Origin of the sequence: Streptomyces taklimakanensis (assembly GCF_009709575.1) — a bacterium.
GTDB lineage: Bacteria > Actinomycetota > Actinomycetes > Streptomycetales > Streptomycetaceae > Streptomyces > Streptomyces taklimakanensis.
The window spans coordinates 3,976,454-3,990,848 of record NZ_WIXO01000001.1 but is presented as its reverse complement, the minus strand read 5'-3'; the positions used below and the strand labels follow the sequence as shown (position 1 = coordinate 3,990,848).

General features: G+C 71.8%; 12 protein-coding genes and 2 tRNA genes. 4 read left to right on the top strand and 10 right to left on the bottom strand.

Annotated features, from left to right (window positions below; genetic code table 11):
• Positions 1-35: 35 nt before the first annotated feature.
• Complete coding sequence (locus F0L17_RS17750) at positions 36-1,502, bottom strand: catalase (RefSeq protein ID WP_162466348.1); 1,467 nt, start codon at positions 1,500-1,502, stop codon at positions 36-38.
• 133 nt (positions 1,503-1,635) lie between these two features.
• On the opposite strand from F0L17_RS17750, the gene F0L17_RS17745 reads away from it, so the two are divergent.
• On the top strand, positions 1,636-2,055 hold the full coding sequence (locus F0L17_RS17745; protein ID WP_155071843.1) for a Fur family transcriptional regulator: 420 nt from the start codon (positions 1,636-1,638) through the stop codon (positions 2,053-2,055).
• 201 nt (positions 2,056-2,256) lie between these two features.
• Here the strand turns inward: F0L17_RS17745 and F0L17_RS17740 are convergent.
• From F0L17_RS17740 to F0L17_RS17725, 4 genes are all read right to left on the bottom strand, one after another.
• A tRNA-Met gene (locus F0L17_RS17740) sits at positions 2,257-2,330 on the bottom strand.
• Between the two features lie 117 nt (positions 2,331-2,447).
• Complete coding sequence (locus tag F0L17_RS17735) at positions 2,448-4,148, bottom strand: tetratricopeptide repeat protein (protein WP_238419413.1); 1,701 nt, start codon at positions 4,146-4,148, stop codon at positions 2,448-2,450.
• A 196-nt stretch (positions 4,149-4,344) separates the two neighbouring features.
• Positions 4,345-4,418: transfer RNA gene (locus F0L17_RS17730), tRNA-Met, on the bottom strand.
• Positions 4,419-4,471: 53 nt separating this feature from the next.
• Positions 4,472-7,429 (bottom strand): UPF0182 family membrane protein, encoded by a 2,958-nt coding sequence (locus F0L17_RS17725; protein WP_155073794.1) that lies wholly within the window; start codon positions 7,427-7,429, stop codon positions 4,472-4,474.
• Between the two features lie 135 nt (positions 7,430-7,564).
• On the opposite strand from F0L17_RS17725, the gene F0L17_RS17720 reads away from it, so the two are divergent.
• Positions 7,565-8,143 carry a PPA1309 family protein gene (locus tag F0L17_RS17720; protein ID WP_155071841.1) on the top strand — a complete coding sequence of 193 codons (579 nt, stop codon included), beginning with the start codon at positions 7,565-7,567 and terminating at the stop codon, positions 8,141-8,143.
• A 71-nt stretch (positions 8,144-8,214) separates the two neighbouring features.
• On the opposite strand, the gene F0L17_RS17715 is transcribed toward F0L17_RS17720, so the two are convergent.
• The 4 genes from F0L17_RS17715 to F0L17_RS17700 form a co-directional block, all read right to left on the bottom strand.
• Positions 8,215-9,300 (bottom strand): YlbL family protein, encoded by a 1,086-nt coding sequence (locus F0L17_RS17715; protein WP_155071840.1) that lies wholly within the window; start codon positions 9,298-9,300, stop codon positions 8,215-8,217.
• 128 nt (positions 9,301-9,428) lie between these two features.
• Positions 9,429-9,614: a hypothetical protein gene (locus F0L17_RS17710; protein ID WP_155071839.1), complete on the bottom strand. Its 186-nt coding sequence runs from the start codon at positions 9,612-9,614 to the stop codon at positions 9,429-9,431.
• A 278-nt stretch (positions 9,615-9,892) separates the two neighbouring features.
• A complete protein-coding gene (locus F0L17_RS17705) occupies positions 9,893-10,351 on the bottom strand; it encodes a molybdenum cofactor biosynthesis protein MoaE (protein WP_155071838.1) in 459 nt (152 codons plus the stop codon).
• 76 nt (positions 10,352-10,427) lie between these two features.
• A complete protein-coding gene (locus F0L17_RS17700; RefSeq protein WP_162466347.1) occupies positions 10,428-11,537 on the bottom strand; it encodes an NAD-dependent epimerase/dehydratase family protein in 1,110 nt (369 codons plus the stop codon).
• A gap of 151 nt (positions 11,538-11,688) precedes the next feature.
• On the opposite strand from F0L17_RS17700, the gene F0L17_RS17695 reads away from it, so the two are divergent.
• Both F0L17_RS17695 and F0L17_RS17690 read left to right on the top strand, forming a co-directional pair.
• Positions 11,689-13,092 carry a zinc-dependent metalloprotease gene (locus tag F0L17_RS17695; RefSeq protein ID WP_162466346.1) on the top strand — a complete coding sequence of 468 codons (1,404 nt, stop codon included), beginning with the start codon at positions 11,689-11,691 and terminating at the stop codon, positions 13,090-13,092.
• Positions 13,089-13,616 (top strand): NUDIX domain-containing protein, encoded by a 528-nt coding sequence (locus F0L17_RS17690; RefSeq protein ID WP_162466345.1) that lies wholly within the window; start codon positions 13,089-13,091, stop codon positions 13,614-13,616. Before F0L17_RS17695 ends, F0L17_RS17690 begins: the two co-directional genes overlap by 4 nt.
• Before the next feature lie 34 nt (positions 13,617-13,650).
• Here F0L17_RS17690 and F0L17_RS17685 read toward each other — a convergent pair whose 3' ends face one another.
• Positions 13,651-14,391 carry an AIM24 family protein gene (locus F0L17_RS17685; protein ID WP_155071837.1) on the bottom strand — a complete coding sequence of 247 codons (741 nt, stop codon included), beginning with the start codon at positions 14,389-14,391 and terminating at the stop codon, positions 13,651-13,653.
• Positions 14,392-14,395 lie beyond the last annotated feature (4 nt).

Below are 14,395 nucleotides of genomic sequence, written 5' to 3'. Positions count from 1 at the left end.
TCCCTCCGGCCGATACGGCAGGCCGACCCGTCGGATCAGCCGCGCAGGGCCTTGACCGCGGCCTCCAGCCTCCTGCCGTAGTCCTCGTCGGCCTGGCGGAAGTTCTCGATGGCCCGCTTGACGATGTCGTCGCGCGAGACCTTCGCGATGAAGCCCGCCAGGTTGTCGATCAGGCGCCCCTTCTCCTCCTCCGTCATCAGGCGGTAGAGGTTGCCCGCCTGGACGAAGTCGTTGTCCTCGGCGTGCGAGGGGGCGGGCGCCTCGCCGGTGGCCCCGGAGACGGGGACCGACTGCCACAGCGGGCGACCGGTCTCGGTCGGGCCGCCGAAGCTGTTGGGCTCGTAGTTCTTGGCACGGCCGTGGCGACCGTCGTACATGAAGCCGTCACGGCCGTGGGAACGGGCCTCGGCGGCGTGCGGACGGTTCACCGGCAGGTGGTCGGCGTTGATGCCCACCCGGTAGCGGTGCGCGTCGCCGTAGGCGAACAGCCGGCCCTGGAGCATCTTGTCCGGGGAGGGGCCGATGCCCGGCACGAAGTGGTGCGGGGAGAAGATCGACTGCTCCACCTCGGCGAAGATGTTCTCCGGGTTCCGGTTGAGTTCCATCTTGCCGATCTCGATCAGCGGGTAGTCCGCGTGCGGCCAGACCTTGGTCAGGTCGAACGGGTTGAAGCGGTAGGTGGGCGCCTCGTCCGCCGGCATGATCTGGACGTACACCGTCCAGCTCGGGTACTCGCCGCGCTCGATGGACTCGCGCAGGTCGCGCTGGTGGCTGTCCGGGTCCTTGCCCGCCAGGATGTCGGCCTCGTCCTGGGTGAGGCACTTGATGCCCTGGTCGGTCTTGAAGTGGTACTTGACCCAGAAGACCTCGCCCGCCTCGTTGTTCCACTGGAAGGTGTGCGAACCGAAGCCGTCCATGTGGCGGTACGAGGCCGGGATGCCGCGGTCACCGAAGAGCCAGGTCACCTGGTGGGTGGACTCCGGGCTCAGGCTCCAGAAGTCCCAGACGTTGTCCGCCTCCTGGGAGCCGGTGTACGGGTCGCGCTTCTGGGTGTGGATGAAGTCGGGGAACTTGATGGCGTCCTTGATGAAGAACACCGGGGTGTTGTTGCCGACGAGGTCGTAGTTGCCCTCCTCGGTGTAGAACTTCACCGCGAAGCCGCGCGGGTCGCGCACCGCGTCGGCGGCGCCCAGGTTGCCCGCGACGGTCGAGAAGCGCAGGAAGACCTCGGTCTGCTTGCCGACCTCCGAGAGGAACTTCGCCCGCGTGTACTTCGTCACGTCGGCGGTGACGGTGAAGGTGCCGTAGGCGCCGGCACCCCGCGCGTGGACGACGCGCTCCGGGATGCGCTCGCGGTTGAAGTGGGCGAGCTTCTCCAGCAGGAGCTGGTCCTGGACCAGGACCGGGCCACCCACACCGGCGGTCTCGCTGTTCTGGTTGTCCGCGACGGGAGCACCGGCCTCCGTGGTCAACGGTCCGGCGTTCTCGATCTGGGCAGTCACATGCGCCTCCTGAATCTGTCCTGTCCCCTTGGCCGAAGCCGAACGCGATCCTACATTGGACAATGTCTAAGTCAAGAAGACGCTGAGAACCGTACTCGATCCGGCCGTGGACACGCGCTGCTAAGGTGGAAACATGAGCGACCTGCTTCAACGTCTCCGGGACCGCGGCTGGCGGCTGACCGCCCAGCGGCGTGTCGTCGCCGAGGTCCTCGATGGTGAGCACGTCCACTACACCGCCGACGAGGTCCACGCGCGAGCCGCCGAGCGGCTGCCGGAGATCTCCCGCGCGACCGTCTACAACACCCTCGGGGAACTCGTCTCGATCGGCGAGGTGATCGAGGTCAGCACGGACGGCCGCGCCAAGCGGTACGACCCGAACGCGCACCACAGCCACCAGCACCTGGTCTGTTCGCGGTGCGGCGTGATCCGTGACGTCAGCCCCTCCGGCGACCCGCTCGCGCTGCTCCCGGAATCGGAGCGCTTCGGATTCGCGCTCTCGGAGGCGACGGTCACCTACCGGGGGCTGTGCCCCTCCTGCGCCGCGTCCGCCTGAGACGCGCCCTCCTCCTGCCACGACTGTGGGGGACCGATCCCGGACGGGATCGGTCCCCCACAGTCGTCTTCCTCACACTCGCCCTCCGCCTTCCGCCTCCCGCGTCACCCCCGCGCGGCGTCGCGGGAGGCGGAGGGCGAGACGATCCACGAGAAACGGCCGAGGCCCGGATCCTTGGGATCCGGGCCTCGGCCTCACCAGTAGCGGGGACAGGATTTGAACCTGCGACCTCTGGGTTATGAGCCCAGCGAGCTACCGAGCTGCTCCACCCCGCGTCGTTGTGCCTCAACAGTAACCCCTCGCTCCGAGCCGTGCAAATCGGCGACGCACCGGGGGCGGGAGGGTGCCCCCGGGTGCTCCGGCCCCGCGGGGACCGCGGGGCCGGAGCACCCTCAGGCCGACAGCTCCTCGTGGAGGGCCTCACTCAGCCGCGCCGCCCGCTCGGCGACCTCGGGCGGCCCCAACTCGACCGCGCGGGCGCACCAGTGGCGGCCCGCCGCCAGGTCGCCGCGCCGGGCGTTCAGCAGCGCCAGCCGCAGCGCGGCACGTCCGTGGCCGGCCTCGGCCGCACGCGTCCACCACAGGGCGGCCTCGGGCTCGCTGCCCTCACGGGCCAACAGCAGCCCGAGGTTGAAGGCGCCGCTGCGGCTGCCCGCCTCGGCGGCGGCCCGGTACCAGCGCGCCGCCCGCACGGTGTCGCCGCGCGCCGCCGCGCACATGCCCAGCCGGACCTGCGCGCGCCGGTGCCCCTGCTCCGCCGCCCGCTCGTACCACTCCTCGTACTCGGGCGGACCGTGGGTGCCCAGGACACCGGCGGCCGGCGCCTGACGCTCCAGCAGCGCCGCGAGCCGGAAGGCCCCCTCGACGCTGCCGCCGCCCGCCGCCCGGCGCAGGTGCCGCTCGGCCGTGTGGGTGTCGCCCTCGCGCAGCAGCGCGATGCCGACCTGGAGGGCGGCCTCGGTGTGGCCGGCGGCGGCGGCCTGCTCGTACCACTGCCGGGCCGTCCCCTCCTCGCCACGACCGGCGTGCAGGATGCCGAGGTTGAACGCGGCGTCCACACTGCCGGCCTCGGCGGCCTTGGAGAACCACGGCTCGGCACCGGCCTCGTCACCGCGCTGCAGCAGCAGCACGGCCAGCGCGTTGGCGGCCTCCCGGTGCCCGGCGTAGGCGGCACGGCGGTACCACTGCTCGGCCTGGGCGGTACGGCCCTGGGCCGCGCACAACAGCGCCAGGTTGAAGGCGCCGTTGATGTCGCCCGCCTCCAGCGCGACGCGGTACCAGCGCTCCGCCGTCTGCCGCTCGCCCCGCTCCGCGTGCAGGGCACCCAGCGCGTTGGCCGCGCTGCCGTCGCCGTCCTGCGCGGCGCGGCGCCACCACTCGGCAGCGCTCGCCGCGTCGCCCGCGTCGCGCAGCAGGAACCCCAGCGCGCGGGCCGCACGCGGCTCGCCGCCCTTGGCGGACGTCAGGTACCAGCGGGCCGCCTCCTTCGTCTCGCCCCGCTCCTCCAGGAGCGCGCCCAGCCGCAGCGCGGCACGTCGATGGCCGCGCGCGGCGGCCTGGCGGTACCACTGCTCGGCTTCGGCCGTGCCGCTCCCGGGACGGCGCGCCAGGAGGCGCGCGTAGCGGTAGGCGGCCTCGCGGTGGCCGCGCTCGGCGGCGGCCCGGAACCACTTTCCGGCCTCGTTCTCACCGCGGTGCTCCAGCAGATCGGCGAGGGCGTAGGCCCCCAGCGCGTGTCCGGACTCCGCGGACTGCCGCAGCCAGTGCTCGGCGGCCGCCTCGTCGCCGCACTCGCGGTGGTGGCGCCCCAGGGAGTGGGCGGCGGCGGCCGATCCGGCGACGGCGGCGACGCGCCACCATCCCGCGGCCTCCTCCTTCTGCCCTCGCTGGTGGAGCAGGACTCCCAGGTTGTTGACGGCGGCGCGGTCGCCGGCGGCGGTGGCGGCGCGCAGGTGTGGCTCGGCGCCCTCCAGGTCGCCCCGGCGCAGCAGCCGGGCGCCCAGCGCGCTGATGGCCTCGATGTCGCGGGCTTCGGGAAGTCCCGTGCGGCTCACACCACCTCCGGCGCCCTCAAGCCTTGCCTTGTCCCCCATGAGGCCCATCGTCGCACCACCCGCAACCCGCGTACACCTGGTATACCGCCGCCGATGAAGTCACTTCAGCGTTTTGTCGACTTCCCGATGCGTCAGTGCCCCAAACTCCGGGCCCGACCGCGGGGGCCGGTCCCACCCCCTTCCGGACATGGAAGAAGGGCCCGGAGTCCATGACTCCGGGCCCTTCTTCCATCAGTAGCGGGGACAGGATTTGAACCTGCGACCTCTGGGTTATGAGCCCAGCGAGCTACCGAGCTGCTCCACCCCGCGCCGTTGTGTTCACAACCTTACCACGGCGCGAGGGGTGCTCGCTCACCACCGGTTCACTCGTCCTTGCGTCCCTCGTCCTCCGGAGTGCCGCCGTCGTTTCCTCCGCCGGCGCTCCCGTCGTCGGGGTTCTTCCCGTCGCCGCTCGCGCCCTCGGCCTCGGCCGCGCGCTCGAGGGCGTCCTCCAGATCCCGCTGGGCCTGCCCGTAGGCCTCCCAGTCCTGCTCCCCCAACGCCTTCTGGCCCGCCTCGAAGGCGTCCTGAGCGTCGTTGAGGGCGTCCTGCACCGTCCCGTCGTCGGGTCCGTCCTCGGACGGCGGGGGAGTGCTCTCCTCCTCGCCCGGCGGCGGCTCCTCGCCGGTGTCCTCCTCGGAGCCCTCCACCCCGAACACGACGTTCAGAGCCTCGCCGAGGGTGTCCTCGAAGGCGGTCTCCTCGCCGTAGGTCACCAGGACCTTCCGCAGCAGCGGGTAGTTGGTGCCCGCGCCGCGGACGTAGACCGGCTCGACGTAGAGGAGTCCACCCTCCAGCGGCACGGTGAGCAGGTTGCCGTACTCGATCTCCGAGTCACCGCGCTGGAGGATGTTGATCTCGTTCGCGATGTCGGTGTCGGAGTTGAACCGGCTCTGCACCTGCTGCGGACCGGACACCGTGGTGTTGGACGGCAGCTTGAGGATCCTGATCGTCCCGTAGTCACTGCTGCGGGCGTCCGCGTTCACCGCCATGAAGGCGCCCAGCGTCTCACGGCCGCTTGGGTTGAACGTGGTGGTCAGGGAGAAGGTCTGCTCCTCCTGGTCCGGCATCTGCATGCTCAGGTAGTACGGCGGGACCGCGTTGCCCTTGTGGGTCGGGTCGTCCGGCACCTGCCAACGCTCACTGCCGCTGTAGAACTGGTTGGCGTTGGTGACGTGGTAGCGCGTCAGCAGCTCGCGCTGCACCTTGAACAGGTCCTGCGGGTAGCGCAGGTGCGCCATCAGCGAGTCGCTGATCTCCTCACGCGGCTCGACGGTGCCGGGGAAGGCCTTCATCCAGGTCTTCAGTATCGGGTCCTGGGTGTCCCACTGGTAGAGCTTCACATCGCCCGTGTAGGCGTCGACGGTGGCCTTGACCGAGTTGCGGATGTAGTTGACCCGGTTCTGCTGGGCGATGACCGAACGCTGCCCGTCGGTGAGCGAGTCGGCCGTGGTGTCGCCCAGGGTCGTGCGGGACGAGTACGGGTACTGGTTCGTCGTGGTGTAGGCGTCGATGATCCACTGGATCCGACCGTCCACCACCGCCGGGTACGGGTCGCCGTCGATCGTCAGCCACGGGGCCACCGCCTCGACGCGCTCCTTGGGCGTGCGGTTGTACAGGATCCGCGAGTTCTCGCCGATCGCGCCCGAGTACAGGATCTGCGGCTCGTTGAAGGCCACGGCGTAGGCCGCGCGGTTGACCGGGTTCCCCAGGCTGACCCCGCTGTCGCCCTGGTAGCTGTAGGTCTTCTCCTCGTTGCCGGAGATGTAGTCCAGTTCCTTCTGGGGGCCACCGACGATGGAGTACTGCGTGGTCTTCTCGCCGTAGTAGACGCGTGGCTCGTAGTCGCCGAGCTCGCCCTCGGGCGGAAGGTCCTTCTCCACGAAGGAGGGCGCGCCGGTGGAGGCCACCTCGGTGCCCTTGCCGGCCACCATGCCGAAGCCGTGGGTGTACTTGAAGTGGTCGTTGATCCAGTTGCGCTCGGTGATGCCGTTGATGTTGATCTCGCGCAGGCCGACGACGGTGTCCTGCTCCCTGCCGTCCTCGGTGGTGTACCGGTCCACGTCGAGGGTGGCGGGGAACTGGTAGTAGCTGCGGACCTGCTGGAGCTGCTGGTAGCTGGGCGAGACCACGTTCGGGTCGAGCAGACGGATGCTGGCGGTGTCGTCCACCGCCTCGCGCAGCTCCTCGTTGCTCGCCTCGCTCTGGCCCGAGTAGTTCGACACCTTGGAGTCGGCGACGTCGTACGCGTCACGGGTGGCGTCGATGTTCTTCTGGATGTACGGCGCCTCCTTGGCCTGCTCGTTCGGCTGGACCTGGAACTTCTGCACGATCGCCGGGTAGAGCCCGCCGATCAGGATCGCCGAGAGGACCATCAGTCCGAAGCCGATCACCGGCAACTGCCAGGTGCGCCGCCACAGGGTGGCGAAGAAGAGCACGGCGCAGATCACGGCGATGAAGAACAGGATCGTCTTCGCCGGGAGGTAGGCGTTGGCGTCGACGTACCGCAGCCCCGTCCAGTTGTTCGTGGCCTTGAAGTCACCGGACTTCACCGCGAGGCCGTAGCGGTCGAGCCAGTACGCCACCGCCTTGAGCGCCACGAACACTCCGAGCAGCACCGACAGGTGCCCGGTGGCCTGGGAGGTGGCGCGGGCGCCCGGAGTGCTGACCCGCAGCCCGCCGTAGAGGTAGTGCACCAGCGCCGCGGCCAGCAGGGACAGGACGACGGCCGCGAAGCCGAAGCTCAGCAGGAAGCGGTACCAGGGCAGGTCGAACGCGAAGAACGCCACGTCCTTGCCGAACTGCGGGTCCTCCGTGCCGAAGGGCTCGGCGTTCACCCACATCAGCCAGGTGCGCCACTGCCCGGCGGCGGAGGCACCGGCGATCAACCCGACCAGCGCGGTGACCCCCAGCAGCACCCACTTCTTGTACGGCGCGATGCCCATGCGGTACCGGTCCAGACTCTGCTGTTCCAGCGACATCGCACTGAGCGGGGGCCGCAACCGGTGGGCCAGCCAGATGTTGAGGCCGACGGCCACGGCCATCAGCAGGCCGAAGACGGCGAACATGCCGATCTTGGTCCACAGGGTGGTGGTGAAGACGGTGGTGTAGCGGACCGATCGATACCACAGCCAGTCGGTCCAGAACCCGGCGAACATGACGAAGAGCATGGCCAGAACGGCGAGCACTCCCGCTGTCATGAGCAGGGTCTTGGCGCGCCTGGAGGGCCTGCCGACACTGATCCGTGGACCGCCGGGCCCGCCTGAGCCCCGGTCCGGCATCTGGAAAGCCAAGGTGCGCACCTCGAAGATTCGCAGCGGATGAAACTGGCCCCGTATGCTAGGGCCCCACCCATGCAACTTACTGAACCTTTACCCGGTTCCCGTTCTCGGGGTGTTCGACGGCACGATATGGGGATGAACAACCTCCCCAACGACGGCGCACCCCTCGCCGCCAGCCCACTGACCCGTGCCGTGCTCGAAATCGACGAGTACGTCGCCGGCCTGGGCTGGGACCAGCCCGCCCGCCTCTTCGCCCTGGTCGACACCGACCGGCTGCGCGCCGAGGAGCCCGCCCTGGCCGAACAGCTCGGCCTCGGCGGCGACGAAGCCCCCTCCCCCGTTCCCGCCTCCCTCACCCCCGTCGAGCAGGACGAGCTGCCCGCCGGCGTCCCCCTGGACGAGTTCCTCGGCACCATCGCCTGGCCCGACGCGGTCGCCGGATGCGCGATGACGGTGGAGCGGCTGATGCTGCCTCCGGCGGCGGAGGCGTCCGTCCCCGAGGACCTCCAGGCGGAGGGCGCCGAGGAACGGCTGGCGCGGTGGGTGGCCGAGCACCCCGAGCGTCAGGAGGTGCGGATGACGGTGGCGGTGCTGCGGGACGGGGCCCGCGAGTCGGCACTGCGGCTGCGCGAGAAGGACTCGCCGACCGAGGTGCTGACCGGGCCGGACCTGGTGCCGGGGCTCACCGAGGCGCTCGCCGCCACCTTCGCCTGACGGCCCCCGGCCCGCTCCGGTTCCCCACCGCCCGCCCGCCCGTCCGGCGGGCGGGCGGGCGGTACGGGCGGTCAGCCCGCCGCGCAGCTCGGCAGTGCGTCGGTGTTCCCGCTCCGGACGTGCTCCAGGGCCTCCAGCGCGTCGTCGAGCGAGCCGACCCTCACCAGGGTCAGCCCCTCGGGGACATCGCGGGCGGCGGCCTCGCAGTTGGCCTCGGGGGTGAGGAAGTACTTCGCGCCCTTGTCGCGGGCGGCGATGGTCTTCATCCCTATGCCGCCGATCGGCCCGACCTCGCCCTCGCCGTCGATGGTCCCCGTGCCGGCCACGAACTCGCCGCCGGTGAGGTCCTCCTCCGAGAGCTTGTCCACGATGCCCAGGGCGAACATCAGCCCGGCGCTGGGACCGCCGACATCGGCGAGCTCGATGTCGATCTCGAACGGGAAGGTGTGGTCCAGCCCCGCCCGGATGCCGACGATGGCGCGCCCGTCGTCGGCCTCGGTGGTCGCGACGGTGACCTCCCGGCCACCGGTGGGCTCCCCGCCCTCCTTCTCGGCCTCCTCGGCCCGCTTCGCCGGCACGACGGTGAAGACCACGTCCTCTCCGGGGTCGTGCTCGGTCACCAGGCGGGCGACGTCGTCGGGCTGCTCGACCGGCTCGCCGTCCACGGCCCGGATGACGTCCCCGGCGTGCAGCCGGCCCTCGGCCGGACCGTCCTTGACCACGGAGGCGACCACCACCCGCTCCCCGACGGGTATCCCCAGCTCCCGCAGGGCGGCGACCTTGGCGCTCTCCAGCGACTGGGTGAACTCCTCGGCGTTCTCCTCCCGCACCTCCTCGGCGGACTTGTCGTCCGGGTACAGGGTGTCGTGCGGGACGACCGCGCTGTCGTCCGCCAGCCAGCCGTAGACGGCCTCCACCAGGTTCATCCGGTACTCGGCCCCGGTGACCCGGACGGTGGTCATGTTGAGGTGGCCGGAGGGCTCGTGGGTCTTCCTGCCCTCGATGCTCAGCACCGGCTCGCCACCGTACTCACCGAGCGTGTTGACGGTGGGCCCCGGAGACATCTCGGCGTACGGCACCCTGATCAGGACCGCCGCGCAGAGCACGGCTATCAGCAACAGGGTGGAGGTGAGCATCGTCGCTGTCCGGCGTGGCATGTCACGACAGTACGGGACGGGGCCGACATCGGGCCGTGCGGGCCGTCGCTCCGGGCCGCCCCGTACCCGCCGGGCTTCCCACGCGGCGCGGCCTCGCGACACCGGGCCGGAGCGCGGGGCTCGGACCCTCAGGCGGCCGACTCCTCCCGGTGCCGCTCGCGGTGGGGGCGTTCCATGGCGGCGCGGAAGGCCTCGTAGCCCGCGACTCCCTCGGCGTCCCCGAACCCGCTGGGCTTCCGCGAGGCCCACACGGCCCAGACGACCGCCCCGATCGTGGCGACGAACGGAATCAGCAACCAGGCGAGTGCCGCCACAGTGACCTCCCGATCCCTCGAATGCGCCGAACCGGCTCACGAGCAGACTAGTTCCCGTGGGGCCGACGGCTCCGGCGGGGTGCCGTTCCCGCGGCCCGGGAGTCCGTCCTCGGCGCCGGCCATGCGAGGACTGTTCCCGGCAGCGGCCGGGCCATGCCCCGTCCGGTCATGGCACATGTGCCCGGACGGGCCTTCCCGGTGGCGCCCGGCACCGCCCGGCGCCGCCCGCCACCGCCCGATGGGGTGCTCGCCCTCGCTCCCCGGCCGCCGGGGCCGCCTCAGGACCCGACCCACTCCTCGGTGCCGTCCGCGAAGGTCTGGTGCTTCCAGATCGGCACCTGGTGCTTCAGGTCGTCGATCAGGCGGCGACAGGCGTCGAAGGCCTCGGCCCGGTGCGCGCAGGAGACGGCCACGACCACGGCCGGATCGCCGATTTCCAGCTCGCCCACCCGGTGGACCGCGGCGAGCGCTCGCACGGGGAAGTCGGCGACCACCTTCTCGGCGACGCGGCGCAGCTCGGCCTCCGCCGTGGGGTGCGAGGAGTAGCCCAGTCGGGCCACGTCGACGCCCCCGTCGTGGTCGCGCACGGTGCCGACGAACAGCGCGGTGCCACCGGCCGAAGGGTCACGCACGGCGGCCATGACCTCGTCCACGGAGAGCGGGGCCTCACGGACCGCCAGCAGCCGGATCGGATCGTGCGCGGCCCGTTCACCGGGATGGTCGTACGTCTGTGCCATGGGGACATGGTGCCGTACCGGCGCGGGCGGACGCGTCCACCCGCGCGGCGCGGCACGGGACGCCGTGTGTGGAACGTCACATCCGACGGCGGGTCCTGCGGGCGCGTCGGACCAGGGCGGCGGTGCCCACCAGGGCGACGGTGGCGCCCGCGGCGCCGAGCGTGGTGGCGTCCTTGCGCCCCAGGCGGCGTCCGGCGACCGTGTGCCGGCCGGCGACCTCCTTCAGCAGCTCGCCCAGCACCGCCTCGTTGGTCCACGTCGGCCGCCAGCCCGCCTCGTGCAGCCGGGAGCCGCTGACCACCCAGGGGTGCATCGTGTACGCCAGGTCACCGGCGGGCGAGGGCGTCAGCCCCAGTCGGTGCAGTCGGGAGGCCGCGCCGAGGGCGACCGCGGAGGGCAGCTCCATGCGGCGGATGCCGGACAGCTCCTCCACCTCCTCCTGTTCCAGCCAGCCGTCGCAACCGACCGCCAGCTCGCCCTCCACCTTCTCCAGCGCCGCGTACTCCAGGGCGGCGGCCAGATCCTCGACGTGGCAGAACTGCCAGCACGGCCGGGACCCGGCCACGACCAGCAGGCGCGGCGACTCGAAGTAACGGGTCAGGGCCGTGTCCGTGCCGCCGACCAGGACGGTGGGGCGCACGACCGTGACGTTGAGCCCCGGGTGCGCGCGGGGGGCGCGCTTGGCGAGCCGCTCGATCTCCAGCAGATCGCCCACGCCCGTGGCCTCGGCCGTCGCCCGCAGCTCGGCGTCCTCGGCCAGCGGTACGTCGTTGTCGGGCAACGCGCCGTAGACCATCGCCGAGGTGCACAGCACCACCCGCCGCACGCCCGCGGCGGCGGCGGCCGTCAGCACCGTCTGGGTGCCGCGCACGTTGTAGGCGGAGCGGGCGGCGGGATCGGTCTCCAGATCCAGGTCGAGGGCGAGGTGCACCACGGTGTCGGCCGGCCGGCCGGCGTCGCGCAGCCGGTCGGCGATGGCCGGGTCCCGCACGTCCAGGACGTGCCACTGGGCACCCTCCGCGTCGCCGCGTCGCTCGTCGAGCGCGATCACCCGTCCCACCTCGGGGGAGGCCACGAGCCGCTCGGTCAGCAGCGCGCCCACCCCCGATGCGGCTCCGGTGACCGCGACGACGGGCCGTGCGGTCCCGTTACGCGGACCGCGAACGTTGGCCTCCTGGGAACTCACCCGGTGTCTCCCGCGGTTGTCTCGGGTACGACGTGCGCAGGCTCCATCCTGCCCGAGAGGTGTCTAGGCTGGAGGTGAAGCCCTCCACTTCGCACATCCTCCACCGTCGTCCCAGCGACCCACCCACCAGCCACCAGATCCGAGGAACCCCGTGAGTGACATCCCATTCGGATTCGGCCTTCCACCCGAGGAGCCGGAGGAGGGCGACGACGGCCGGAAGAAGGGCGGACCCGACCCGAACCCGTTCGGGTTCGGCGGCCAGGGCGGCGCCGAGAACCCGTTCGCGGCGATGTTCGGGTCGCTGGGCGGCCCCGGCGGCGTCGACCCGAACGACCTGGGCGCCGCGTTCCAGCGGCTCGGCCAGATGCTCAGCTACGAGGGCGGGCCGGTCAACTGGGACATGGCCAAGGACATCGCCCGACAGACCGTCGCCGCGGGCACCCCGGACGGCACCAAGGACGCCAGCGTCGGCCCCCGGGAGCGGCGGGCCGTCGAGGAGGCCGTGCGACTGGCCGATCTCTGGCTGGACGGCGTGACCTCCCTGCCCTCCGGGTCCGGCTCGGCCGTGGCCTGGAGCCGCGCGGAGTGGGTGGAGTCCACCCTTCCGGTGTGGAAGGACCTGGTGGATCCGGTCGCCGAACGCGTCGGGGCGGCCATGGGCGACGTGCTTCCCGAGGAGATGCAGTCCATGGCGGGCCCGCTGATCGGGATGATGCGCTCCATGGGCGGCGCGATGTTCGGCACCCAGATCGGCCGGGCACTGGGCGTACTGGCCGGCGAGGTCGTGGGCTCCACCGACATCGGTCTGCCGCTGGGTCCGAAGGGCAGGGCGGCGCTGCTGCCGGTCAACATCGCGGCCTTCGGCGAGGGGCTGGGCGTTCCCGAGGACGAGGTGCGGCTGTACCTCGCGCTGCGCGAGGCGGCGCACCAGCGGCTGTTCGCCCACGTGCCGTGGCTGCGCTCGCACCTGTTCGGCGCGGTCGAGGGGTACGCGCGCGGGATCAAGGTGGACACCGCCAAGCTGGAGGACGTCGTCGGACAGCTCGACCCGTCCCGCCCCGAGGAACTCCAGGAGGCGCTCCAGCAGGGCATGTTCCAGCCGGAGGACACTCCCGAACAGAAGGCGGCCCTGGCCCGGCTGGAGACGGCGCTCGCGCTGGTCGAGGGCTGGGTGGACGCGGTGGTGCACGCCGCGGCCGAGCCACACCTGCCGTCCGCTTCCGCGCTGCGCGAGACGCTGCGCAGGCGGCGGGCCGGTGGCGGACCGGCCGAGCAGACCTTCGCCACGCTGATCGGCCTGGAGTTGCGGCCCCGACGCCTGCGCGACGCCTCCCGACTGTGGGCCTCCCTCACCGACGCCCGCGGGTTGGACGGCCGCGACGGGCTGTGGGCCCACCCGGACATGCTTCCGACCGCCGACGACCTCGACGACCCGGACGGTTTCGTCCACCGCGAGCAGTTGGACTTCTCCGAGTTGGAGGGGCTGTTGCGCGAGGACGGCAAGGACGACCGTGGCGAGAGCGGGGACGGCGGGGCCGGCGGAGACGACCGGTGAGCCTGCACGCGGACACGGTGCGGGTCCTCAAGGAGTGGTCCGCGCCGGACGAGGAGCAGGAGGCGCTGCGCCTGGCCTACGGCGACCACCTGGCCGCCCACCCCGACGGGGTGTGGCGCTCGTGCGCGGACGGCCACATCACGGCGAGCGCGCTCGTGGTGGAGCCGCGCCGCGGACGGGTGCTGCTCACCCACCACCGCAAACTGCGGATGTGGCTCCAGACCGGCGGGCACTGCGAACCGGCCGACGCCACGCTCGCCGGGGTCGCCCTGCGAGAGGCCGTCGAGGAGTCGGGCATCACCGGGCTCACCCTGCTGCCGGACGGTCCCGTGCGGCTGGACCGACACCACACGCCCTGCGCCTGGCACCTGGACGTGCAGTACGTCGCCCTGGCGCCGGAGGGCGCGGTGGAGACGGCCGGCGAGGAGTCGCTGGAACTGCGCTGGTTCCCCTACGACGAGGTGGCGTCGGTGGCCGACGCCACCGTCGTGCGGCTGGTGGACCGTACCCGCGCGCTGCTGTGAGGCAGGGCGCGCGGGCACGGTCCGCGCGCCTCGGTCAGTTGCTCCAGATGTTGCCCTGGTTCTGACCGCCCGCGCCGTACTGGCCCCGCAGCCCCTGGATCACCGCGTTCTGCGGCGGCAGCAGCTCGCTGGGCTGGACGAGGGCGTACCCCCGGCCCATGAAGCTCAGCTCCCAGCCCTCCCCGGTGCTGCCGCGCCGCCGGAACACGCTCTGGGAGCTGGTCTGGGCCTGCATCTGCACCCGCAGCGAACCGGACCAGGCCACCACCGCGTCGGAGTCGGCGTTGACGTATCCGTCCGGGGTGACCTGGAGGGCCAGCGGCTGTCCGGAGGTCATCAGAGCGACCTTGCCCTGGCCGGTGATGTTGAGGTTGTACGCGCCGGATCCGGAGATGCCGAACTGGCTGTCCACCGCGATCACCTCCCAGTGCAGGGAGGAGTCCAGGGCCAGGACGTAGGAGCTGTCGACCGTCAGACCTTCCGGCTCCACGTCCATGACGTGGACGTACTGGGCGAGGTTGGCCAGGTAGACCGTGCCCTCCCCGGAGCACCGCATCAGCTCCAGGTTCTCGCCGGCCCGTGCCTGCCCGCGGCGGCGCCCGCGCGAGGCGTACTCGCCGTCGAACTCCAACAGCCCCTGGTAGGCGACCATCGCGCCCTTCCGGGCGAGCACGTCGTCGTGGCCGGAGAGCCGGACCCGCAGCAGTTGCGGGTTCTGCAGGGCGTAGCGGTCCTGGCTGGGGACCTCGGTGTGGCCGAAGAGCGGACTCTGCATGGTT